This is a genomic window from Pseudomonas sp. FW305-20, from assembly GCF_058788075.1.
This window is the reverse complement of record NZ_JBYTAJ010000025.1, coordinates 69,755-95,031: the sequence shown is the minus strand read 5'-3', so window position 1 is coordinate 95,031 and position 25,277 is coordinate 69,755. Positions and strand designations below refer to the sequence as shown.

General features: G+C 58.2%; 15 protein-coding genes. 6 read left to right on the top strand and 9 right to left on the bottom strand.

The window, feature by feature from the left end:
* From AC3WP4_RS20550 to cbiE, 8 genes are all read right to left on the bottom strand, one after another.
* On the bottom strand, positions 1–422 hold a 422-nt coding region (locus tag AC3WP4_RS20550), incomplete at its 3' end, for a DUF2946 domain-containing protein (protein ID WP_102616754.1).
* Positions 423–442: 20 nt separating this feature from the next.
* Positions 443–922: a copper chaperone PCu(A)C gene (locus tag AC3WP4_RS20545; RefSeq protein WP_074873399.1), complete on the bottom strand. Its 480-nt coding sequence runs from the start codon at positions 920–922 to the stop codon at positions 443–445.
* A 48-nt stretch (positions 923–970) separates the two neighbouring features.
* Positions 971–1,369, bottom strand: a complete 399-nt coding sequence (locus tag AC3WP4_RS20540) for a DUF2946 domain-containing protein (protein ID WP_102616753.1) — start codon at positions 1,367–1,369, stop codon at positions 971–973.
* Positions 1,370–1,467: 98 nt separating this feature from the next.
* Complete coding sequence (locus tag AC3WP4_RS20535) at positions 1,468–1,758, bottom strand: addiction module antidote protein (RefSeq protein WP_074873403.1); 291 nt, start codon at positions 1,756–1,758, stop codon at positions 1,468–1,470.
* 3 nt (positions 1,759–1,761) lie between these two features.
* Positions 1,762–2,064: a type II toxin-antitoxin system RelE/ParE family toxin gene (locus AC3WP4_RS20530; protein WP_074873405.1), complete on the bottom strand. Its 303-nt coding sequence runs from the start codon at positions 2,062–2,064 to the stop codon at positions 1,762–1,764.
* A 204-nt stretch (positions 2,065–2,268) separates the two neighbouring features.
* Positions 2,269–2,985, bottom strand: a complete 717-nt coding sequence (locus AC3WP4_RS20525) for a cobalt-precorrin-6A reductase (protein ID WP_102616752.1) — start codon at positions 2,983–2,985, stop codon at positions 2,269–2,271.
* On the bottom strand, positions 2,982–4,079 hold the full coding sequence (locus tag AC3WP4_RS20520; RefSeq protein WP_076028804.1) for a cobalt-precorrin-5B (C(1))-methyltransferase: 1,098 nt from the start codon (positions 4,077–4,079) through the stop codon (positions 2,982–2,984). The genes AC3WP4_RS20525 and AC3WP4_RS20520 overlap by 4 nt, the downstream gene beginning before the upstream one ends.
* A complete protein-coding gene (gene cbiE, locus AC3WP4_RS20515; RefSeq protein WP_102616751.1) occupies positions 4,072–5,283 on the bottom strand; it encodes a precorrin-6y C5,15-methyltransferase (decarboxylating) subunit CbiE in 1,212 nt (403 codons plus the stop codon). The genes AC3WP4_RS20520 and cbiE overlap by 8 nt, the downstream gene beginning before the upstream one ends.
* Positions 5,284–5,427: 144 nt before the next feature.
* Between cbiE and cobG the strand changes: the two genes are divergently transcribed.
* The 6 genes from cobG to AC3WP4_RS20485 all read left to right on the top strand — a co-directional run bounded on the left by cobG (position 5,428) and on the right by AC3WP4_RS20485 (position 24,542).
* Positions 5,428–6,735: a precorrin-3B synthase gene (gene cobG / locus AC3WP4_RS20510; protein WP_305885246.1), complete on the top strand. Its 1,308-nt coding sequence runs from the start codon at positions 5,428–5,430 to the stop codon at positions 6,733–6,735.
* Complete coding sequence (locus AC3WP4_RS20505; RefSeq protein WP_102616749.1) at positions 6,728–7,354, top strand: precorrin-8X methylmutase; 627 nt, start codon at positions 6,728–6,730, stop codon at positions 7,352–7,354. The genes cobG and AC3WP4_RS20505 overlap by 8 nt, the downstream gene beginning before the upstream one ends.
* Positions 7,354–8,085, top strand: a complete 732-nt coding sequence (locus tag AC3WP4_RS20500) for a precorrin-2 C(20)-methyltransferase (RefSeq protein WP_074880464.1) — start codon at positions 7,354–7,356, stop codon at positions 8,083–8,085. Before AC3WP4_RS20505 ends, AC3WP4_RS20500 begins: the two co-directional genes overlap by 1 nt.
* Positions 8,085–9,788: a precorrin-3B C(17)-methyltransferase gene (cobJ, locus tag AC3WP4_RS20495; protein ID WP_102616748.1), complete on the top strand. Its 1,704-nt coding sequence runs from the start codon at positions 8,085–8,087 to the stop codon at positions 9,786–9,788. The genes AC3WP4_RS20500 and cobJ overlap by 1 nt, the downstream gene beginning before the upstream one ends.
* A 675-nt stretch (positions 9,789–10,463) precedes the next feature.
* The gene (locus tag AC3WP4_RS20490; protein ID WP_256581182.1) at positions 10,464–17,369 is read left to right on the top strand and encodes a TcdA/TcdB pore-forming domain-containing protein; all 6,906 of its coding nucleotides are present in this window, start codon (positions 10,464–10,466) and stop codon (positions 17,367–17,369) included.
* A 21-nt stretch (positions 17,370–17,390) separates the two neighbouring features.
* Positions 17,391–24,542, top strand: coding sequence for a TcdA/TcdB pore-forming domain-containing protein (locus tag AC3WP4_RS20485; protein ID WP_146011611.1), 7,152 nt, complete (start codon positions 17,391–17,393; stop codon positions 24,540–24,542).
* 70 nt (positions 24,543–24,612) lie between these two features.
* Here the strand turns inward: AC3WP4_RS20485 and AC3WP4_RS20480 are convergent, their stop codons facing one another.
* Complete coding sequence (locus AC3WP4_RS20480; protein ID WP_074873421.1) at positions 24,613–25,263, bottom strand: hypothetical protein; 651 nt, start codon at positions 25,261–25,263, stop codon at positions 24,613–24,615.
* Positions 25,264–25,277 lie beyond the last annotated feature (14 nt).

Genomic DNA, 25,277 nt, shown 5'->3' with positions numbered 1-25,277 from the left:
GCGATGGGCGGGGCGCGGGTGCGGGCGCCGGGGAAGAAGGTTTGCCGGGCGTGGCCCAGGCGCGGGGAGGGTGTGGTGAAAGTGGTGGCTTTTGGTGTGTCGAATGCGACGAAGGAATGGCCGCCAGTCAGCGCCGGGCAATTGAACAGCAGGCTGCAATAGCCACATTTTTCCCAGAGTGCATGGTGGTCGGCTTTTGGTGGACAGTGCTCGGCCGCGGCTTGCGCGCCGTGATCGGCGTGCTCCATTGCCGACATGTCCATCGACATCGACATCGAGGCGCGTTGATCCATCGGCATCGACTGAGAAATCAGCGGGCCGATAAAGATCATCAACATGGCGAACAAGCTGATCCAGCTGCCGCGCGTCAGGCTTAACGGCTGACGACGGTGTGCGGATGACCTGGCGCTAAGCGGGCGCATGGGCGTTTTTGCTCAGTCGCTTACTGGGCGTGGGCGTGCGTCTGCATGCTTTCCGGCGGCTTCTTCTGCACCGAGACGTCCACCGTTACGGCGCCGGACTTCTCGAAATGCATCGTCAGCGGGAAGCGTTTGCCGTCGCTCAGCAGGCTGCGGTCCTTCAGGTTTACCAGCATTACGTGGTAGGCCATCGGTGCAAAAGAGACGTTGCCACCGGCAGGAATGTCGACGCTCGGCACCTGCTGCATTTTCATCAGGTCGTTTTGCATGACGTGCTCGTGCAACTGGGCTTCGCCTGCAATGGGCGAGTCGACGCTGAGCAGTCGGTCGGCGGTTTTACCGCTGTTGTGAATCACGAAATACGCCGCCACCGTTGGCGCGTTGGGCGGCAACTCCTGCGACCACGGATGGGCGATCTCAAGCTCGCCAGCCTTGTATTCGTGAGCATTGGCAAAACAGGCAGGCAGCAGCAATACAGCCAGGACGATGAGTTTGTTCAACATGGCAGTTCTCCAGAACGATTCGAAACGCAGGTCAATTGCGAGAAGGAATCACACCAGAGGGGACGCGCGGGGGTTGAGACTCGGCCATTGCTGGCGCGGTGTCGGTGTATCGAGAGAGGAATCAGGCAGGCTTCGATTGGCTTCGAAATGTGCGAAGTACAGTTGCGGCACATGCCCCGGCAGCGCCACCAGTGGCGCGGAACCTGAACAGCACCAGCAATGTTGCATGTTGGAGTGATCGTCACTCTGAGGAGCTTTCTGTTCGATATCGCCCAGGGAAATCGCCACCAACTTCGTGCCGCTGGACGAACAGAAACTGCCCCACAACAACTGCTCGGCAGGCGATTTCGCCGTCTGCGCCATCGCTCCCGTCATCGGCATGGCGAGCATGTTGAACAGCACTGCGAAGCAGGCGATCCAGGCAAATGCGAGCCGTTGTCGGGACATGGGGCAAATCCGGTTGGGTGGGGGATCAAGCGCGGCTATTTAGCCTGATCAGGGCCGATAAGTAAAAAAGCGGCGTGCGGTGTGGTGTCGCAGTGCAATCAGAGAGCGCTGGCATGCAGGCGCAGGCCTAATGCTTTCATCACTTTCATGATAGTCGCGAATTCCGGGTTGCCAGTGCTGCCCAATGCTTTGTACAGACTTTCACGACCCAGCCCCGCGTCACGGGCAATCTGTGTCATGCCCTTTGCTCGGGCTATGTCGTTAAGGGCTGCACGTATGAGCACTCCGTCGCCAGCATCTTCTTCAAAACAGGCGTCCAGGTAAGCCGCCATTTCTTCTGGTGTTTTTAGAAATTCGGCGGCATCGAAACGGGTGAATTGTTCGGCCATGATTTACTCCTCATTACCGATGTTTTGCGCCATTTGAATGGCGCGTTTGATGTCTCGTTTTTGAGTCGACTTGTCACCGCCCACCAACAGCAGATAAACCACTTCACCTCGGCGGGTGAAATACATCCTGTAGCCAGGACCGTAATGCACACGCATTTCATAAACAGCTCCACCCACCGGTTCGCAATCACCAAAATTTCCATGCTCGGCAGCTCGGAGCCTGGCAATGATGCGAGCTTTGCCAATGATGTCTTTCAGTGAGTCGAGCCAGTCAGCAAATGCTCGGGATCGTTCGAAGTCGATCATGTTTGATCGTATTCCTTGGGATACAGGTTGGCAAGCCGCACTTTCCTCGGGACGAATTTAGTCGTCCCTCAGGATGTAAGGTCGGTGTGCTTGTTCGGATCAGGGGGCTCGGACTATAGGATCGAAGCCATAGAGTGGATAGCCGGCTCCGTCCGAGAGTGTTGCCGGCAAAGTGGCAAGGTTATGGAGATCTCAGGAATCGTCTTACACCGATAGGGCTTTCAGTACTTCACTCACCGACCCAAACTCCCGATCAACCCCCGGCAACTCTGGCCGCTGCAAAACAATCACCGGCACCCCACGCTCCCGTGCCACTTCAAGCTTCGGCTCGGTCGCGGTGCTGCCGCTGTTCTTGCTGATCAGTACATCAATCTGCCGACGTTCAAACAGTTCACGTTCATCCTCGATCAGAAACGGTCCACGCGCGCCGATCACTTCGCAGCGTCCGTTGCCGGGGTAAACGTCCAGTGCGCGCAAGGTCCAGAATTGTTCTGGCGGGATTTCATGCAGGTGCTGCAAGGGTTCGCGGCCGAGGGTGAACAACGGTCGCCGGAACGGTTTCAGTGCTTCGATCAACCCGGCCCAGTCGCTGACATCCCGCCAGTCATCGCCGGCCTGTGGTTGCCAGGCCGGGCGCCGCAGGGCCCAGCAGGCAATACCGCTCAACCGCGCAGCGGTGGCGGCGTTCTGGCTGATTTGTGCGGCGTAGGGATGGGTTGCGTCCAGCAGCAGGTCGATCCCTTCATCCTGAATGAACTGCGCCAGCCCTTCGGCACCGCCGTAACCGCCAACGCGAACCTGGCAGGTCAGATCTGTCGGCACTCGCCCCACGCCGGCCAGGCTATAGATGTGTTCCGGTCCGAGGGTCCGGGCGATGGCCAAGGCTTCTGTCACGCCACCGAGCAACAACACGCGCTTCATTGAAAAGCTCCTGCATGGCCAACAATCCCGCCCTGGCGATCGATGGCGAACACTTCGACCTGAACCTGCGTCGGCACCACGCTGCGGGCAAAGTCCAGCGCGTGCTGACACACCGCGTCACCGAGCGCGATGCCCGCAGCGCTGGCCATCGCCAAGGCTTGCTGGCTGGTGTTGGCTTCGCGAATCCCTTGCTGCAACGCCTCATCGGCGCCAATCGCCGACGCCCACTCGGCCAGTTGCGGCAGGTCGATGCTGGAGTGTCGACTGTGCAAATCCATGTGCCCGGCCGCCAGTTTGCTGATCTTGCCGAAGCCGCCGCAGAGGCTGAGTTTATCCACAGGCACTTTGCGCAGGTGTTTGAGCACGGCGCCGACGAAGTCGCCCATTTCGATCAGGGCGATTTCCGGAAAATCGTAGACCCGGCGCATGGTGTCTTCACTGGCATTGCCAGTGCACGCGGCGATGTGCAGGTAACCGTTGGTTTTGGCGACGTCGATGCCTTGGTGGATCGAGGCGATGTAGGCCGCGCAGGAGAAGGGCCGGACGATGCCGCTGGTGCCGAGGATCGACAAACCGCCGAGAATCCCCAGGCGCGGGTTCATGGTTTTCAAGGCCAGCGCTTCACCGCCTTCGACATTCACCGTGACGTCGAAACCACCCATGTAATCAAGCTCCTCGGCCAACAGCGTCAGGTGCTCGCTGATCATCTTGCGCGGCACCGGGTTGATCGCCGGTTCGCCGACGTTCAGTACCAGACCGGGCCGGGTGACGGTGCCCACGCCACGGCCGGCGCTGAAGCGAATGCCTGGCTCACTGTGCAGGCGCACCTGGGAAAAGAGCAGGGCGCCGTGAGTCACGTCGGGGTCGTCGCCGGCGTCCTTGATCGTGCCGGCTTCGGCGCCGTCGTCCGTCAGCCGACAGAATTCCAGGCGCATCTGCACCCGCCTGCCTTTGGGCAGAATGATCTCGACGGCGTCTGCTTCTACGCCACTGAGCAGCAAGCGCGCCGCCGCAAGGCTGGTAGCGGTGGCGCAGCTGCCAGTGGTCAGGCCGCTGCGCAGCGGTGCGGGTTGTTCGGCGGTTTCGTCACGCATCGAGGGGCTTCGTCACGTCCAGCAAGGTAATCGGCAGCGCCTGACGCCAGGTGTCGAAATCACCCAGCGGTTGCGCCTGAGCGATATGGATCCTCGTCAGCTCGCCGCCGTGCTGCTCGCGCCAGGCCATCAACGTCATTTCACTTTGTAGCGTGACGGCGTTGGCGATCAGTCGACCGCCGGGTTTGAGTTGTGCCCAGCAGGTGTCGAGAACGCCGTCGCGGGTCACGCCGCCGCCGATGAAAATTGCGTCCGGGCGTTCCAGCCCGGTCAAGGCTTGTGGTGCACTGCCGCGAATCAGTTGCAGACCGGGGACACCCAAGGCATCGCGGTTGTGTTCGATCAACAACTGCCGACCTTCATCCGCTTCGACAGCCAGTGCCCGACAGCTTGGATGAGCGCGCATCCATTCGATGCCGATCGAACCGCTGCCAGCGCCGACGTCCCACATCAACTCACCAGGCACCGGGGCCAGGCGTGCGAGCGTGATCGCGCGGACATCGCGTTTGGTCAGTTGACCGTCGTGCTTGAAAGCTGAGTCCGGCAGACCGGCCAATCGGGAGAGGCGCGGCGTATCGGGTTCGGCGATGCACTCGATGGCGATCAGGTTCAGGTCGGCGATCACAGGGTTGTTCCAGTCATTGGCGACACCCTCGATGCGTCGTTCGGCGGCACCGCCCAGATGTTCCAGCACCGTGAGGCGACTCGCCCCGAAACCGCGCTCACGCAATAACGTCGCGATGGCGGCCGGGCTCTGGCCGTCGTTGCTCAACACCAGCAAGCGAACACCGCTGAACAACTGCGCATTGAGTGCGGCGATGGGGCGAGCCACCACCGAAAGCGTGACCACATCCTGCAATGGCCAGCCCATTCGCGCCGCCGCCAGCGAGCAGGAGGAAGGCGCCGGCAGAATCAGCATTTCATCGTTGGGCAGTTTCCGGGCAAGGCTTGCGCCCACGCCAAAGAACATCGGATCGCCGCTGGCCAGCACGCAGACCGGCTCGCCGCGTAGCGCCAAAACCGGTTCAAGGGAGAACGGGCTGGGCCACAACTGCCGCTCACCACGGATGCACACCGGCAGCAAATCCAATTGCCGCTGACCGCCAATGATCCGCGAAGCGCGCAGCAGAGCGTGCCGGGCGTTTTTGCCCAGGCCCTTGAAGCCGTCTTCGCCGATTCCCACTACTGTCAGCCACGGTGACATCTATAGCCCTCAAATATAGTCCTCAAACGGACTGTTCCGACGGGCAGGCTTTTCATGCCGTCGAACAAAGCAGGCATAATACCGCGCCTTCGCCCGCGAAGCGCCTTTCCCACACAGCCGGTCGCCCCCTTGAACGAACGCCCGATGTCCACCGCTTTGCGCCCCTCGGCTTGCCCGGGGTTGCTGCGTATCGTCCCGGCGCTGGATGGCGGCATCTGTCGGATCAAATTGAACGGCGGCTCGATCAGCGCTGCCCAGGCTGAAGCGGTGGCCAGCGCGGCTGAACGGTTTGCCGGGGGCGTGATCGAGGCGACCAATCGGGCCAACCTGCAGATTCGCGGGATCGGTAGCGAACAGACAGCACTGATCGACAGCCTGCTCGCCGCTGGATTGGGTCCGCGTACCGCGGCGGGCGACGATGTGCGCAATCTGATGCTCAGCCCGAGCGCCGGGATTGATCAGCAGATGCTGTTCGACACGCGTCCGCTGGCGGAACAGATCCTTGTCACCCTGCAAAGCCACGAACGTTTCCACGAGCTCAGCGCCAAGTTTGCGGTGCAACTCGATGGCGGCGAGGCGTTGGCGATGCTCGAACACCCGCATGATCTGTGGTTGTCTGCGGTTGAGCGAGAGGGTGAGTGGTTGCTGGTGTTCGGTTTCGCGGGTTGCCCCACGGACAAACCCGCAGGCTCGGTGCCACTTGAGCAGGGGCATGCGCTGGTCGTTGCGGTGCTGGAGTTGTTTCTTGAACTGGCGCGTCCTGATCAAACGCGGATGCGTCATTTGCTGGCCGACTACCCGTTAGCAGAGTTCCTTGCTCACTTGGCCGAACGAGTGCCCTTGAAGTCGATCACCGATTGGCGGCGTTCGTTGAGCCCGGATGCTCTGCACATTGGCACTCATCTGCAACGTGAAGCGGAGCATGTCTACATCGGTGCCGTACCGCCTTTGGGGCGGCTCGATCCCGTCATGCTCAGGGGCGCGGCGCAATTGGCGCACGAGTTCGGCGACGCGAGCCTGCGTTTGACCCCATGGCAAAGCCTGTTGCTGCCCAATGTTCGAAAAGAACACGCGCCCGAAGTCATTCGGCGTCTGGAACAACTGGGCCTGCTGTGTGATGCCGATCAGCCGTTGTCACGGTTGATTGCCTGCACGGGTTCCGCTGGCTGCGGCAAAGGCCTGGCCGACACCAAGGGCGATGCCCGACAACTGGCGGCGCTGCTGCAACGTCACGGCCAAGCACTGAACGTGCACCTGTCCGGTTGCCAGCGTTCCTGCGCGGCCGCACACATCGCGCCGGTCACATTGCTGGCCGTTTCTCCCGGTCACTACGACCTCTATTTCCGCGATGCAGCGCTGCCGGGTTTCGGCGCGCTGCACGCACGCAACCTTACTATTGAAGCGGTCGCAGCCTTGCTCGACGACCGCTCACGGAGCCCCCTTGATGCTTGATTACATCCGCGACGGTCAGGAGATCTATCGCAACTCCTTCGCGATCATTCGTGCCGAGGCCAACCTCGAGCGCATTCCGGCCGACCTGGAAAAACTCGCGGTCCGTGTGATCCACGCCTGCGGCATGGTCGACGCCATCGACGGGCTGCAATTTTCCGACGGCGCGGGCAAGGCCGGGCGTGATGCGCTGGCCGCCGGTGCGCCGATTCTGTGCGATGCGCGGATGGTCAGCGAAGGCGTGACCCGCACGCGTTTGCCTGCGAACAACCAAGTCATCTGCACCCTGCGTGATGAAAGCGTGCCAGAGCTTGCCCGTGAGTTGGGTAACACCCGCTCCGCCGCCGCGCTGGAGCTATGGCGCCCGCACCTGGAAGGCAGTGTGGTGGTAATCGGCAACGCGCCGACCGCGCTGTTTTATCTGTTGGAAATGCTCGACGCCGGCGCACCGAAACCGGCGCTGATCCTCGGCTTCCCGGTGGGCTTCGTCGGCGCCGCCGAATCCAAGGCAGCACTCGCGGCAGATAGCCGTGGCGTGCCTTTCGTCATCATGCAAGGCCGGCTGGGTGGTAGCGCCATGGCCGCCGCCGCCGTCAATGCCCTCGCCACGGAGATCGAATGATGCAGCAACCTGGACGTTTGATCGGCCTGGGCGTCGGCCCCGGTGATCCGGAGCTGATTACCGTTAAAGCCCTGCGCCTGCTGCGTGAGTCGCCGGTGGTGGCGTACTTCGTCGCCAAGGGCAAGAAGGGCAACGCGTTCGGCATCATCGAGGCGCATTTGCAGGACGCGCAAACGCTGCTGCCGCTGGTGTATCCGGTGACCACCGAGGCGCTTCCGGCACCGCTGTCGTATGAACAAGTGATCAGCGATTTCTACGATGCGGCCGGCGAAGAACTGGCCGCGCACCTGGACGCTGGCCGTGACGTGGCGGTGATCTGCGAAGGCGATCCGTTCTTCTACGGCTCCTACATGTACCTGCACGATCGACTGGCCGAGCGTTATGAAGCGGAAGTCGTGCCGGGCGTTTGCTCGATGCTCGGCGGTGCCTCGGTACTGGGTGCGCCGCTGGTGTATCGCAATCAGAGTTTGTCGGTGCTGTCGGGTGTGTTGCCTGCCGAAGATCTCAAGCGTCGTCTGGCCGATGCCGATGCCGCGGTGATCATGAAGCTGGGGCGCAACTTTCCCAAGGTCCGTCAGGTGCTCGAAGAACTCGGACTGGCGGAGCGTGCGCTGTACGTCGAACGCGCGACCATGGCCAACCAGAAAATCGTCCCGCTGGATCAGGTCGAGCCGATGTCCTCGCCGTACTTCTCGCTGATCATTGTGCCCGGCGAACGGTGGCAAGGCTGATGGCCCGTCCAGTTCCGGCGATTGTCATTCTGGGCAATGGCAGCCTCGCGACTGCGCGCAAGATTGCGCAGCTTTACCCTGGCGCATTGATCCATGGTCTGGCCGAACGGGTGGAAGGCGCGGACCGCGTCTATCACGAGTTCGGCGCCACTTTGCGTGAGCTCTATCAGCAAGACACGCCGATTATCGCCTTGTGTGCGGCCGGCATTGTGATCCGCACCCTGGCGCCGTTACTGCTGGAAAAGGGCGCCGAGCCGCCAGTGCTGGCCGTGGCCGAAGACGGCAGCGCCGTGGTGCCGCTGCTCGGCGGTCTTGGTGGCGTGAACGTCATGGCGCGCGAGATTGCTGCCGGACTCGAGGTCGCTGCGGCGATCACCACCAGCGGTGAATTGCGCTTCGGCACCTGCCTGCTCAATCCTCCCAGCGGTTACGCCCTCGGCGATCTGGAACTGGGCAAGCGCTTCGTCTCGGATTTGCTCGCTGGCCAAAGCGTACGCGTCGAAGGGGCTGCGCCGTGGCTGGTGCAGGCGCAGCTGCCGCAAGATCCTCATGCGCAGTTGTCGATCCATGTCGGCCATGCCGAACGGGCACCGGCAGCCAATGAGTTGATGATTTATCCGCGCAATGTGTTGGTGGCAGTGAGCGACGAGGTCGCGGATCTGTCAGGCGCGATTCGCTCAGCCTTGCATCAAGCGAAAATCGCCGTGCAATCGGTGGCGTGCCTGTTGGCCAGCGATCTGCACATGGCCAATCCGACGCTGCGCGAAGCGGCACTGGAACTGGGTGTGTCGCTGCGGTTTGCGTCGGTCAGCGGTGGCGTTAGCGAGTTGTCCCGTCAAACCGTGCCGAACGCGACCATCGTGTCCGCGGATACCGGCATTGCCATCGCGGTGGCCACTGAGCCGCTGGACGCTACGCAGATCGGCCGGGCACGCGGTCGTTTGGCAGTCATCGGTCTGGGCCCTGGCGCCGCCGAACTGATGGTGCCAGCGGTCAAGGCTGAACTGGCCAGGGCCACCGACGTCCTCGGCTACGAAACCTACGTGCGCATGGCCGGGCCGTTCCGCGAAGACCAGGTGCTGCATTGCACTGACAACCGCGAAGAGATGCAGCGTGCCCGCCACGCCTTCGAGCTGGCGGCGCAAGGCCGTTCGGTGATTGTGGTTTCGTCCGGTGACCCCGGCGTGTTCGCCATGGCGGCGGCGGTGCTTGAAGCGTTGCATGAGTCGAGCGAGCCGAGCTGGCACAGCGTCGACCTGGAAATCCTGCCGGGTGTCTCCGCTTCGCTGGCGACCGCTGCGCAGGCCGGTGCGCCATTGGGGCACGACTTCTGCGTGATGTCGCTGTCGGACAACCTCAAGCCTTGGGCGATCATCGAGAAGCGCCTGGACCTGGCCGCCGAAGCCGATCTGGCGCTGGCGTTCTACAACCCGATCTCCCGTGCCCGGCCGTGGCAACTGGGCCAGGCGCTGGAAATCGTCGGCCGGCATCGCACACCAGAAACGGTGGTGGTGCTGGGCCGCGACATTGGCCGTCCTGGCCAGACGTTGCGGGTTACCACGCTTGGCGAACTGACCCCCGACCAGGTCGATATGCGCACCATGGTGCTGATCGGTTCGTCTACCACTTGCGTGTTCCCTCGTGCCGAGGGTGGCGAGTGGGTGTATACGCCGCGTTGGTACGGCATCAAGCCTGCCTCCTGAGCAAAGCGGCCCCGCGTGGGCCGCTTCTCACTTCATACATTTCCGTCTGTTCGGCACTTTCCCTTTGGCGTTGATGCGTCGTTTATTTCACCTGTCGTTGTGGGATTTATGACTCTCGCCGCGAAGAATTAATACTGTTTTCTGTCGCTGTATTCTTTCGTTATCCAATGCTTTCTTTGCAGTCGAACACTTCGGCGTTGCGCATGAGTCACAATGCCGGCTGTTTGCTGATGGTCCGCGCGATGTTGTTTGTCTAAGTGCGCTTATTTATGTCTGCAATATAAGGTTTTATTTTTTTCAAATTTGATTGTATTGAAATTAATTGAATTTCTTCGGGTTTGAAGTGCCTGTTTTTACGATTTAGTTTTGTCTCATGTGAAGCAATTGCTTCGCGTATTGATCTGGTCTCGTTCAAAAATACAAAAGAGCTGACATTGTCGTCGAGCGGTATTTGCGCGGCTGGCTTTCGGAACTTAATTGCATGTATTGAAGCTGGAGAGTGTCTTGTCTAATAATTATTTGGATGTTTCATATGTCGGAGAGTATGTAAAATTTGCCAAGCTTTTCAATCTTGAAGATCTTCAACAGGCGTTGATTTCGCACAAAGGTACTGACGAGTATGACGCCATCTTCAGGTATTACTCTGGCTGCATCGATTTGCTCGATTCGCCCAGGATGCTGGAGCCGCTGGGCCTGTTGAAACAGGCTTTGGCATCTTTGGTCGGGCCTGAGGGTCGACAGCGACGAACGACTGAGTCGCTTCCTCCCCAGAGCCCTGCCCCCGATATGGTAGACATCTACGAACGGCTCGAAGGTTTCGAGGCTCGTTTGTCGAACGGTGCGCAGCAGTTGCAAACGCCCAAAACCAACGTTCCTGACAATCTGCACTTTGTCTGGCTCGGCGGCGGTTTGGGCGATATCCAGCGCGACTACATCAATATCTGGAAACAGACCCTGGCTGGGCAGGGTTACACCCTCAAGCTCTGGTACGACAGCGATGCATTGCTGGCTCACGAAACCAATCGGATTATTGTCGAGGCCGCCAAGGCTGACGCCATGCTTAATGGCGGGCAGACCACTAGTGACGCTTTTGAACTGGCCGACAAGTATGAAGAGCGGGCCATCGCTCTCAAGCAGCAAATGTTTGCGCACATTAATAAAGCGGTAGAGAGCGGTGAGAGCGCCGACAACGCCAGGATCGATCTGTTGGTGAGAGCCTATAGCCAAGATGAAGCACGGTTGAAGGTTCTAAGGGAAAAGAACCGTCAGAGTCTGTTGTCGTTGGGCGAGGGCGGTATTGTCCTTCGCGATCTCGCCACCGAGGCGACACCGTTGTACTTGCAGGACATCTACGCGCGAGAAATCAGCTTGCGTGGCAACTTTGCTGCCGCCTCCGATATTGTCCGCGTCGAGGCGTTGTTCGCCGACGGTGGCAGTTATGCCGATGTCGACAACCTGCCTCCACTGTTGGAAACGTTGGGCGGGGTGGACATCAGTCGGTTTGAGCTGGATGCACGCCTGGGTGTTTTGCAGTTGATACTTGACCACAGTCCTGAGTGGATGCCGGGGCGGCAGGTTATACGTAGCAAGTACAAAAACTATTTCGAGCGAATTCCCCTGGAGCACCGTGAGGCGCTGGAGCGTTTTGCCAAGAGCAAGCCCGATCTCGCCAGTGTTTTCCGGCGCCCGGTTGAACGTCAGGTACGACCGGATGGACTGCGTGCCGTCGCCGAGCGAAGTTCGTTTAGTAACGCGTTCCTGATGGCTCATCCCGGGTCAGCAATGCTCAAGGCCGTTCTTGACCGCTTCAGGTTGAACTATGAGGTGGTTGATGCCACCGCCCGGTTAGCTGTCGAAAGAAAGATCGCGCTTATCGATGTCCGGGCAGTCGCTGACGTTGCCAACGAAGTGGCCGAGAAAAGGTTCGGGCCCTTGCATGAACTGCCGAACATTGAACACATGACGGTCAGTTTTTTGGTTGACGCTGTCGCTGGTTACTACAGTGACGGAATCCGTCCACAGATCGAAATGACCATTTATCTGACCGGCCCGGCTGCGGTGCGCGATGGGCTGGCGGATTACGAGAAGATGCATTTCACCCCACGGGGCGCTGAAGCTTCGAGAGCTGAAGTCCTCATCCCCGCCATCGCCACCGTCAACCGGGCGACCGAGGAAGAGCAGGATCACTCCTGGAAGGAGAACGAGAGCGACACGGCTCAATGGCTGAATAGAGAAAAGCTGCATTGGGAGGCCGGAAAGTTCAAAACCCGCTATGCCGGCGATGTCGCACAACTGCTCAAGTACCAGAGCATTAGTTTCGATCAAGGCTGGCCGGTGATCGAAGGTCGTCATGTGTTGATCACTGATCTGTTGCAGCAACTGGCCGATGATCTCGGTGAGCCATTTCGCAAGGCAATGAGTGAGTACTACACAGGGCGCGTGACGTTCGAAAAGCCGTTGTCCCTGAGTTTCGATGACCGGCAAGCAATCATTGCTCAGGCTGGCAAAATCATCCCCACGGCTCCCATCCCGGACGCGGCGACACAAAACCTGTCGGTGGATGAATTGTTGAGCCAGATTCCCAAAGACCGGGTTCTCCTCACGAAACTAACTCCCCTGCAACGTCTGTTGCTCGGTGGGTTACTGGGAGTCGATGCTCTGAATAACGAGCATTTTGCTGCCGGCAGTGCAACGCTTGAAAACCTTGCCAACTCGATGTCGGACATGGGGGTCATCCACCGTTACGGAGCCATCGAACGGGAGCTGTTCAAGCAAAGTCATCCGGCTTTCCTTGCCGGATTGAAGGGGGCTTCCAATCCGTCCGTGGCCCTGTCGGAAACCAGTGTCGATCTCAAGAAGCAGGCGCTCGCACGCCCACTGACCCTGCTGGAGTGGGGACGCTCGGTCGCCAGAATTCAGCATGTGGCGAAACTCGAGTACCGCGACCGGGTCATCGAACGAACCGGTGAAGTGCTGGGGAGCTTCAAGGACAACACCTTCAAAATTGCGCCACAGGATTTGTTGCTCAAAGGTGCAGGCGACCGGGTTGCCGGGCGCTGTTACCCACTGGCGCTGGCTATGGCGGCGGCGCTCCACAAAAGCAACACGGCGGCAAATACCTTGAGGGCGCGCTTTTTTCTGACCGTCATCAATTCTGAGGACGCGGATTCAAAGGCATTTGTGAGCATGATCGAGGAGTTGCGTGACGCGCCTGTCAATGACATAGGCAATCCACTGATGCGCTCAGATCTCGCTCAGGTCGTGGCGATACTGGAAGAAAAAACAGCCAGCACAACCCTGATGCTCAATTCGGACAACCACTCGATGCTAGTGGCGAAAATCTTTGAAGGCGAACGCAGCAATTACCTGTTCTACGACCCGAATTTAGGGACCTACGAGATTGGTACGTCGTTGGCGTTCAGGGACGCATTGACGGACTTTTTCCTGCGCAAGGAAATGGCCATGCATTACGCAGCCTTTGGCGATGCGCAACGGCCGACCTTTGATCTGATCGAGCTCGATGGTGAAAAACTGAACAGTAGGGTACTTGCCTCCGGTATTGAGGTTTCAAGCCTGTCGGAGTCAGGCGCGCTGCCTGAGCAAACGGTGCCACGTGTAAGACAACGGCTGGCCAGTGCCCGGGGACGGTCGCTGGTCAACAATGCGGCGCTGGGCAGTTCATTGCTGGAACTGGACGCGCACTGGTGGGGTGGGCAGATCGCGCAGGCGACACGTCAATTGCAGGAGCAACACGGGCTGGCGTCGGATTCTGTTGCGCTGTTCGAGACACTGGAGATAACCCCGACAGGGGGATTCGAAATCAGTGTGCTTAACCCCGTTTCCGAGAAGACCGTGCGTGTCACCACCAGCGATCACCGGTTCCTGAGAATTAAAGAATTCCTCTCCGACACCTTCCATTCATTGGCCGCACGCCCGCGTGCATCGGTCAGTCCGCTTGATCCGACTGAGGCTGGCAGCGTTCATACGCTCAATGCCGGGTTCACCGTACAAGCCCTGATGAATGCGCTGCGACATCACGAGGGCGCGGCCAGCGGTAGTGACAAGGCCCTGACCACCGCCATTCGCCTGCATGCCTACGTGAACTATGCCCAACTGGCCCACGGCAACATCGTGGATGTGCTCGGCGTAGTGAACCTGGTGCGTCAGGCCCTGAACGATGAAAAGCTGATCGCCCGTACCAGCGCACCGTTGGTGCAAAAGGCCTTGGGGCATATCGCCAATGAAGGCGTCGGGACTGTGCTGGGGCTGGTGAATGTCGGGTTTGATATTTATCAGTTAAGCCACGCCACCAATGACATTGAGAGGGCGCAGTTCGGCACGCAGTTGGCCTTTGATTCCGTGAGTGCGGTGGTCGGCGTAGCCGGTCTGGGTGCGGCACTGGCTGGCGCGGGTACGGTGGCTGCGGTGCTGGGAGGGGGCGGGGTGATTCTTGGCGGGCTGGCGGTAGGCATTACGGCGCTGGCCGAAGGTTTTGCCACCATTGCCGAGGAAGCCAAGGAGGTCGCGCTGTTTTTTGATGGGCTGGAAAAGGCGTACTTGCAAGGCGGCTATCACCTGGACAAGGTGTCGAATGCCTGGATAGCGCATCCCTTGCTGGTGTTTGCCGATCTTGATTTGCGCGCATCCATTGTCCATTTCGACAGTCCAAAACTGTTCCCGCTTCGGGACCATTTCGGAGTTCCGGATTTCGATGTGGATTACGACCGCGCCACCGATATTCGCCAGGGGCTTGGGTTGCCGGACTCGGCGCGTTTCTCTCCGCAGGCAGGACAGACAATCGTTCTGCCCTGCACCCCCAAGACCTGGTACGCCTACGAATACAAATTGCTGCCTTTTGTCACGTTTCGTCATGCCGACGGTTACGACACGGCACGTCGACTGGAAAAAAAGAACGAACAGGGGCAATGGCAGTTTCTGTTTTCGTTCTATTCCTTTCCCGGTGAATACGTGGTCAACCGGTTGAATCCGGTCTACAAGCCAACGGTATTCAATGTTCGTCTCGATAATGTCGAGCGTTCACTGGCAGTACCTGCGCTGCCGAAAATGTGGCACGGGCTGGTGTCCTACCGGGTAGAAGGCGCAGGGGCTCAATGTTCCGTGCTGCTTAATCCCGGGGTTCGCCTTGAACTCGCCGCACCCGGTCAGATTGCGATGCAATGGGTGCTGCTGACGCCATGGCTGGTGGAGGCAGATATCCGGATAGAGGCCGGGGGCCGCCTTGTCTCGGGGACATTGGATGTGACCTTCAGTGGCAGTGGCGTTCACCATGTATTGCTCAAGCTTGCGGATAACAAAATCCTGCGCGTGGATCTTGCCGCCCTGCGGCTGGAGGTGGTCGAAGAAGTGGCCGATCCGGCGCTTGGTGAGCAAGCGATGCTGGATCACTTCAAGTCATTGGCCAGTGAACATCGCCTGGCCATGCCATATACCCCGGTTCACAACTTTGTGGTGCCCTATGAAAAACCGGACGAACCCAGGACAGTAGTCGCGTATTACGACTCGGCTCAGGATCGTTTTCTGTACATCCGCGATCCGCAGGTGCTGTTGTCCGACGAGGTGGTATTGGGCGCAGTGTTGGAGGGTTCGGCTTACTTCTATCATCCCGATGATTTCTATGTCTGGCAGGTCAATGCGATCACCGGGACGCTGGTTCAGCGCTATCGATTGCTTTACAGAACTGGCGTGGCAATTGTCCGCTTTGAGGCCGTGGCCAATGGCGGCATTCAGATCGTGCAGCGGCTCGCTGGAAAGGACGACCGGCAAGATGAACTGACCTATGTGATCCATGACCGGAGCGTGTTGCTCAGTTCGATCACCCGCGGTCAGGATCCTGCACTTCAGTCGCTTTTAGAGGCCGACATGCTGACGGACTGGAAGCACGTATTGGGCGACTATCACTTGCCGCTGGAGTCCACCAATACGGTGAACTGGCGTCCCGCTGCACTGGTTTCGATTTGTTGGCAGATCGATGCCGAGTTGCGGGATCTGGTCTGGGTGCGCAGCGGTGATGGGTTGATTATTCGTGCACCTGCCAGGCGTCACCGTGCGCGAGGATGGGCAGACTCGATCAAGGCCTTGAGTGATCTTGTGCTCATTGCTCCTGCTGGTGCCGAGGGCGAAGTGTTTGTTACCTACGACAAACTTCACCAAGGCCTCATGTGCCAGCAAAGGTTGATGGTGGATGGTCGTGCACAATGGTCGTCCAGCAACATATCCCCCCCTGGGCTGAAAAACGTTGTCGCCGTTGAGCGGGACTATCTCGTCCTGACCGACGCGGGTCTGTTCTTTGACATTGCGCCGCACGGGAACCTGAGATTTGGCGGGCTGACCGAGCATTGGCTGAAGGACAAAAGCCAATGGTGGTTGGCGCTGGCAACGGTTGCGTTGCACCAACCGGTGCCGAGTTTTGCCATTCTGGGTTTGACCGGTTTCAAGGGCGATGCCTTGTGCGCCTGGTACCTGGATGGTCGGCTGCTGCTCGCTGAAATGGGGCACGGCAAAGAAGTTCGGTTGCTGAGTATTACTCCAGACAATCAGGCCACCTGGCTGTTTGATCTATCAACCGGGAAGATTGTCCGTCAGGGTTTTATCGATCCAGAGCACTTGAGCACAGCATTTGCCCAGGGAACGAAACTGTTAACGCCTGCGGCATTGCCAGCCGCGACGCAGGAATGGGCGAGCTGGACATTTAGCGATGTAACAGTAGAAGGCGCTGGTCTGAGGGCCACGACGCTTGAAGGTGTGGAGGTGGATTTACAGTACAACGCACCGGCACGGATTACGGGCGTTGACAGCCATTGGGTCGCGGTACTGGAAGGTGAGTTGAGCGAGGGGTTGGCGGCGCTGGCGAATGAACATCGATGCGCCGATTTTCTGTCCGTCGAAGACCCTGACTACCAACAATGGTATGTGGTCCGGACCGGGCGGTTGATCCGCATTCCGAAGACCGCTGTCGCTGCGCAATTCACACTCGTCGGCACCCAGCATCAAACCAACGTGATGCTGCATGACCGCGGGGATGGTTTTTTGCACACCTATCCGCAAAACAGCAGGGTCGGGCCGCTCGACTATGTCCAGCGCAACGCCGAAGTACTGGTGGTCGATGGGCCAAAGACAGGTAGCGACCTGCTGCCGCTGATTGCCGATGATGTCAGCATCCTGGTGCTCAAAATGGGTGAGGGGTCAACGACCTGTCGGCTTACCAGGGCCGCGTGGTTGAAACTTCAATCGGTCATTGTCGATTGCCGCCATTCGCTCGACCACTCGCCCTCGGTTCCGGGAAAACTGATCTGGGATATCGTGGTTGTGGATCAGTTGTGGGCGAGCCGGGTCGATGAGCACTTGGTGATTGTGGATGCCGACAGCGGACACAGTTTGATCTTTCGCGACGTGTTCTCGACGGATGTCGTTTTGCAACGGAACGTATTTCTGACGATGAGCGGCTATCAGTCCTTCGCGGTGTCAACACTGGTGAGTGCCCTGGTCAGGAATGGCAGCACGAGCAGTGTGTTACTCAAAGACATTTTGCCCACCGCAATAATTGAAACGATAGAAGGTTGAGTTCTGACAGCCACTGACACATTGAGCCTGTTCGATGGGGGAGTGGCTGTCAGCTTTTTACATATGGATATGAAAATGAAAAGTACAACTGGCGAAACGCTAAATCAGACTGACACTTTCCCCACGCCGTTTGATCGCAGCGAACTGGAGTTCGCGTTGAGCGGTTTCAAAGATATGCCGGCGCATGCAGCGGCCTTGCGTTACTTCGACGGTGCTACCGAAGCGTCGACTCTTGACGCTCAACTGACGGCGATAAGTCTATTGAAGGAAACGCTCGAATCAACAAGCCCGAAAGGTTCGGCGGCCACACTGCCAAAAGTCCGGGATAAATTGACGGACTATTTCTTGCGTTTGAGTACAACGGTCGAACTACTGAATACCGGCAAACCCGTCCCTAAAAAGTTGCACTTTGTCTGGGTGGGCGGAGGCATTGGTGCTATTCAGGGAGACTACATCAATGTCTGGAGGCAAATGCTTGCCCCACAGGGTTACAGCCTCAACCTGTGGTATGACAGCGATGCTTTGCTGGCCCATGAGACCAATCGCATTATCGTCGAGTCAGCCAAAGCGCTGGGGGCGATATCTGCGCCACAAGGCGCCGTCGATACGTCTGCTGCGCTGGCTCGCCGTTACATCGAGCGAACTCGAGTGTTGCGACAGCAGATGTTCGAGCATATCCAGACGGTCACACGGGCGGGCGGTAGCGCCGATCAGGCGCGAATTGATCTTTTGGTCAGTGCCTATGGCCAGGATGAAGGTGCGCTCAAGGCGCTCAAAGCCCGCAACCTTCAATCTCTGCAACGCCTGGAAATGACTCATCGAGACATACACGTAGAGCTTATCGATCAACCGTTGTTCGATATTTATGAGCGCGAAATCTCGTTTCGCACCAACTTGGCGGCTGCATCCGATATCACACGTTTACAAGTTCTGAATAGCGAGAGTGGAACCTATCTTGATGCTGATTTGCTGCCGTCTCTGCATAAAGTGCTCGGTGGAGTGGACCTCGCCGCCTTCAGTGCCGAAGAACGTATAGGTGTGATGCAGGTATTGTTCGATTACAACCCGACACTACTTCCGAATCGGGGACAGGCCTATGCAGATTTTCGCTCCAAGGTGCCCGAACAACACCGAGAGGCGATAACTGCATTTGCCAAAAGCGCGCCGTCCCTCAGCGATATTTTTGCCCCGTTCAATGACGTCATGGTTGCGTCGAACGGCCTGCGTGTCGGTAATAAAAACGCGCCTGATTCGATGGCGAATCAAATCAAGACGCCGTTCAACGGATTATCCAATGCCCTGTTGAGTGGTCATGCAGGTTCTGCACAACTCGCCGCCGTTATGGAAAAAATTCGCAGCAACTATCAATTCCTGGATCGGGTAGTTGCGCAGGCCTTGAGCAGCAATGTATCGCTTCAGGATCGCCAGGCATTTCCCGATCTGATTATCCGGGAGATGGAGAAACAACACGGTCCGATTTCAAGCTGGAACTCGAATCTGCAAAGCCTCAACAGTTTTTTGCAGGCGATCAATGACTATGATGCCGACGGGATCAGATTCGGTGCCCAGTCGGCCATTGCAATGAGCGGGCCGACGGCGGTGTCCAGCGGGTTGAGTGACTTTGTTGACGACCATGCGGTGCTTGAAAGCCGCCAACAGATCAGTGACAAGGTTGACCTGTTCGACGGCTTTAACCTCGCCACCGAAGAAGAAACCCATCACAGCTGGAAAGACAATGCCAAAACTGAGGCGGCCTGGTTCGAGCTTGAGACAACAAAAGCGAGCCAGGGCGGCTATAAGGCCCATTTCAAAGGCAACATCACGGAGCTGCTGAAAGGTCAGCTCATGACGTTTGAAAAGGGTTGGCCTGTGATTGAGGGCCGCCCGGTTTTACAGACCGACATCCTGCAGCAATTGATGGATGACCTGGGAACCCCCTTTATCCGGGCCATGAACGAAAAACTTAGCGGCGACCTGAGCTTCGATAAGCCTTGGTCCCTGAGCTTCGATGAGCGTCAGCGGATCCTGGCGCAAGTCCCTGTCGAACTTCCGGTCTCGCACGGTTTTGAGCCGATCGGCAATCTGAATGAAATGATCGTTCGCATTGGCCACGACTCTCTGCCGCTTGATCAGTTGAGCCCGGTGCATCGGGTGTTACTCGGCGGGCTGTTCGGTGCGCAGACGCTGGATAATGCCGGATTCGACGATGCCTGGCAGCACACCCGAGCCCTTGCGCAGAGCACCACCGATCTGAGTTTCGCCCAGCGTTATCTGGCCATCGAGCAGGCTTTGCTCACACGCAGGCATCCCGCATTCGAAGCCGGTTTTGCAGCTGCCCAAGCAATGGGTGAGCCATCGAAGAACAGCGCTCAAGTGCTCAAGGCCCTCGCGTTCGAGAAACCGCTGACCTTGCGCCAATGGGGCGAGCACACGGCCCGTATCAGGTTTCAGGCCCAACATGAGCTGCGTCAACACATCTTCCAGCGCAGCGCCACGGTGCTGGAAACCTTCATCGAGCAAGGTGCTTCGACGGGGAGGTTGATGCCTCAGGGTTTACTGGTCAGGGGTGAAGGCGATCCTGGAAGGCGTTGTTATCCGCTGGTATTGGCCATGGCGGCGGCCATCGAAAAAGGCCCTTCGGCTGTGGACGCTTTGAGCGGCAGGTTGGCCAATGCCAACCTTGCGCCCGACGCCAATGAAACCCATGCTTTTCTGCGAACTCTCGATGAGCTGCGAACTGTGCCAATGGCGCGGTTGGGCGTTTTATCAGGAGAGTCCGGGTTGGATCAGGTCATGCGGACCCTGCAAGCCAGTGCTTCCACCCGCACCTTGATGCTTAACACCGAAAGCCATTCCCTGTTGGTGGCAAAAGTCGTCACTGGCGAGTCGAGTGCCTACCACTTCTACGATCCGAATTTCGGTGTCTTCGGATTCGAACAGGCGCAGGACCTGCACCGTGGTCTTGAGCGGTTCCTGAGCAGCCCTGAGCTGGCCAAACTCTATGAGATCAATCACGTGATGGAGGCGACGTTCAACGTCGTCGACCTCAATGGTCCACGTGTCGCCGATCTGGAGCTTGCGTCGCAGATCAAGGTGTCAGGTTTGCTGAGTCATGATCCGATCAGCATCGGGATAACGGTGGCGCCATGGGAACACCATGCTGAGTTACGGGCCCGTTCATTGGTGGAAAATGCCCGGCTGGGGCGAGGGCTGAGTGAGCTGGACGCCCGCCACTGGGCGCAGCAGATTCAGCACAGCGCTGATCGCCTCCACGCGGAAAGTAGCCTTGGGCGAGACTTTGTTCCGGTGTTCGACAGTGTGCGAGAGGTGTCAGGTGGACACTATGAAATCAGCCTGGTCAATCTCAAGGATCCAACGCGCACCGTCAGGGTGCCAAGCACTGACGGGGTTCTTCCGCGGATCCGCTCCTACCTGACGGAGACTTTCCAGACACTGTCGGTCAAGCCGTCAGTGCCGGGCAGGGTTGACCCGAGCGATGTCAGCGCCGTGCAAACCTTGAATGCGGCGTTTACGGTTCAGGCGCTGTTGGTAGCGCTCCAGTCTCATGAGCAAATCAGCGCCATCAATGAAGACCGCAGCCTGACGACAGCAGTGCGAATGCACGGTTACCTCAGTTACGCGCAACTGGCCCATGGCAATCTGCTCGACATCGTGGAACTGGTCAAACTGGTCAGGGTGGCGTTAAACGACGCACCGCTGGTGGCCCGAACCACCTCCTCGGTAGTGGTCAATGCGCTGGGACATATTGCCAGGGATGGTTTGGCCACGGTGATGCAACTGGCTACTCTGGGTTTCGATATCTATCTGCTGGCCAATGCCAAGGACGATCTGCAACAGGCGCAATACGGTACGCAGTTGGCGTTCGATTCCGCGGGGTTGGCACTGACCGCGGCCGGCATAGGCGCCGGCCTGGCAGGTGCCAGTACGGTCGCTGCGTTTCTTGGCGGAGCCGGTGTGATCCTGGGTGGGTTCGCCATTGGCGTCAGTGCGCTGGTTGAAGGGTTCAATGGCACGTTGGAACGAGGGCGGCGGATCGGTCAGTACCTGAACCGCGTCGATAAGGCGTATCGCTCGGGCGGTCACTCGATCAGGGAGGGTGTGTTTTATCCGAATCCTTACGCGGCCATCCGCGAGATTGATTTGCGCAACCAGCGGCTGACGTTTGACAGCCAGGAAATTTTGTCGGCCAACACCTATACGCTGAACCCGCCAGATCAGAATCCTGATCGTTCGAAAGCCATCAACATTCGTCAACACCTCGGGTTGCCGGAGCATGCGGCTATTGGCGATTTGACGACCTTTCAGGCCATTGTCCTGCCGTGTGTGGCCAAGACCTGGTTCGGTTTCGACTACTCGGCCCTGCCGTTTTCGACCACGCGTTCCGAGCATTTTGAAACCGCGCTGAAGCTGGAGTACGACACAGCAGGCAATCGCCAGTTCTGGTTTACCTTTTACAAGTTCCCCTCCGAGTACATCCTGCACAACTTGTATCCGATAGAGGTCGAGACGACGATCAGGGTCTTGCTGGATGAGGAACCGCGGTTGTTGCTGGTGCCCGAGCTGCCCAAGATGTTGCACGGCAAGCTGACCTACAGTGTTGAAGGGGTGGGTGGTCATTGCACGCTGACACTCGCCCCGGGCGTGCGCTCGATCAATCTGTCACAGGCAAAGGCGCGCCCCATGGCCTGGACGCTGCGTGCGCTCTGGTTGAGTGAAGCGGACATCGTTGTCAGCGACGGCTTTTTGAAGGTGGGGGCTATCGACGTTCATGTCATGGGTACACCCGAATTGGTTATCCAGACTTCGCATAACTCGTTTCGAGTTGACTGGGCGAAACGGCAACTGCTGCTCGAAGAGCTGGAGAACGATCCGACTGCCGACACCGCGATGATCCAGGCCCGAGTCAGGAACCTGGCCCGCGCCAATCGTTTAGCCAGCCCATTCACCGCGGTACAGAATTTCCCGGTTCCGTTCGCAGACCCACAAGAACCACAACTCACTACGGCTTTTTATGAGCAGGCCCGTGATCGTTTCATCTACGCTCGCGACCTCCCACCAGCCTTGGCGAACCAAGCCAGGCTGGGCGCGGTTATTGGTGGGCAGGCGTATTTCTATTGCTCCCGGGAAGCACTCATCTGGCGCACTGACGTGGTCACCGGGCAAGTCAATCGATTCTATAGGCTGATGGACCCGGTGCCCGGTTCGAGCATCTCGGTGTTTCAGGTCCTGGGGCAGGGGGTCATTCGGATTGTCCAGCAAGTGACCCAGCGCACCGGGCGTGAAGCCGAGGTGGTCTACCTGTTGGGTGAGGACGAAGTCTTGCTGCTGGCGATTGCAGGTCATTTGACCGAGCGTCAGCAAGACCTGCTGCTCAAGGGCGTGATGCGGGGGTGGTCGAACTTCCTGTGGGATTACGAATTGTTGGTCAAGGACTCCAAGCTTTGGCCTTTGACCCAAGTGAAAGTCGTGGATTATCAGCCAGCGGCGTTTGTCTCGATAACCCCTTTGACACAGGGCAAAAAGGAGTCGCTCAGCACGTGGGTCCGTGCTGCCGATGGCCTGTTGATTCGTCCCGATGTGCCGCAGATTGAGGGGCCGCGCGGCCCGGTCAGCCCGATGTTGCTGACTCCCGCGACCAGGAAGGGTGATACCGTCCTGTTCTTTGACAAGCTCAATCGGACCCTCTATCGCCAGAAGATCGGGATGACCGTCACCGGTGTGGATGCCCAGGCTGAGCGTATCGGGCCCTGGAATGTGATTGAGGTCATCGCTAATGAAAAACGCTACGTTGCGTTGACCAGGGAAGGGCTGTATTTCGATATCAACGAGCAAGGGCAGTCGCAGCTGGCCGGAGTCTCCGAAGACTGGCTAGAGGATGCCAGAGGGCCGTTGGGCATAGGCTTTGAGTTCTGGACCGACGTTAAGGCGCTTGCCACGGCGCATCAAGCGTCGAGCTTTTCGATTCTTGGTCTGGGGAGCGGCGTACGGGATGAAAAGCTGTGTGCCTGGTACGTCGACCATCGATGGCTGATGGCGGATATGGGCCCCGGCAAGGTAGTGCAGTTGGTGGCAACGACGCCAAATGAGGAGACGGGCTGGCTGCTGGATGTTTCCGTTGGGCAACTTTACCGCCAAGCGTTCCTTGAGCCTGAAAAACTACCGACACTCTTTGACAATGGTCTGCAGCTTCTGCGGCAGGACCTGTTGCCTGTGCCACAAAAGGTTTGGCCCGAATGGTCTTTTGCACAGGTATGGACACATGGCTCCGGTCTGCGAGGGCGGACGCTTGAAGGGGTTGAACTCGAGATGATGTTCGGTGAACCGGCACGTATCGTCGGCGTCACGGGAGGCTGGGTGCTGGCGCAACAGGGGACGAAAGACCCATACGATGCAAGGGTGAGGCGAGCGTTGAGGGCGCTGGTGAGCAAGTATCCCCACGAAGCATTTGTATCGGTTGGCGGTTACTCGGGCTACCAATGGTATGTCGAGGGTATCGATCGTGTGGTGGGTGAGGTCGATACGAGACTGGAAACCCGACTGCTGGGTGTTCGAAACAAAACTATTGCCTTGTTACATGAAACGCCCACCCAACTGACATACAGCGCTTCGAAGGATGTGTGGCTGGAGAACAGCGTTGCTCGTCGTGAAGACGAGGTACTGATGCTGGAGTTTCAGGGCGAGCTCAATGACGTTATGCCGTTGATACCTGACGACATTACCCAGTTGATCTTGAGTTATGGGCCGAAAGCGATCAGCTGCAGCCTATCGAGCACTGCCTGGCAGCGGCTTGAATGCATTATGGTTGATTGTCGTCGTTCGTTGAGCGCTGAGTCACAGATGCCAGGCACGTTGATTCTGGATACCGGGGCGCAGGATGCGTGGCGGGTCAGTCTGGTTGAAAATAAGTTGCTGTTTACCGACCCGAATACCGGACACAGCCTGATCCTGCTCAACCATTCCGACAGTTTGACTGAGCGCCGTGCGATGAGCCTGAGTCTTCAGGTTCATGGCACCACAATGACCGTAACCCTTGATGAGTTCGTGCAGGCACTGGCCAGCGATGGCAAGGACAGGCAGCTTGCCGCGCTAATGACGAAGGAGGGCATGACGTTGTTGATGACCCGGCAGAGTGAAGCAATCGTACAAGTCTGATTCCCGCGTTCGGCGTCGCCCCTTCACATGTTCAAACGTGTGAAGGGTTTTTTTATGTGTGCGAGGCGGTTTATGGATTTACCTTCCTCAAGGTAAATCGCTTCATGACTTGTTCACGGAGCTTGGTCTCCATAAGCGGTCTTTTTGTGTCGAGTATGGCTCTGTTCAATTTGAGAAAGGCACTCTGTTGAACGAGATTCGCCGATTGCTTTTCCCAGGACCAAAACAAGAAGCCGTTCTTTGTTTCATTGGCAACCAACTCGAGGTTGAAAACGGCTATATGGAGATTTCTACTTGAGTCATAACGCGCAGGAAGCACTTGAAATCGACGCCCTTTAAGGCTCTCGTCGTCCAATGAGCGCACGGCGCCAGTGTCTGGTCGCAAGGCGTCGAGGGTGTCAATCATGGCATTTGCTTGCTGGGAGTCGTTCAGGGCTTGAGCTTTGCGCACCAGAAAATCGGCAACGCTGCCAGAAACATCAAAACGTATTCGTGTCGTAATGGCACCTTCATGGAGCGACCAGCCGAGAAACATGAGAGTGCGAACATATTCATCCAGCCAGTATTGTGAGTTGGCAAAGCGATTATGGACGAGGTCGGCAGACCGTGTGGCAATGTGCGTACAATCGGTTAAATCGTCAAAGTCTTGCAGAGTCAGTTCGCCGATGCATGAAATAAGATTGGGGCCTGTCACCATGCCGGATGGTAGTGTGTTGTTCATAAGTAATGCCTGTT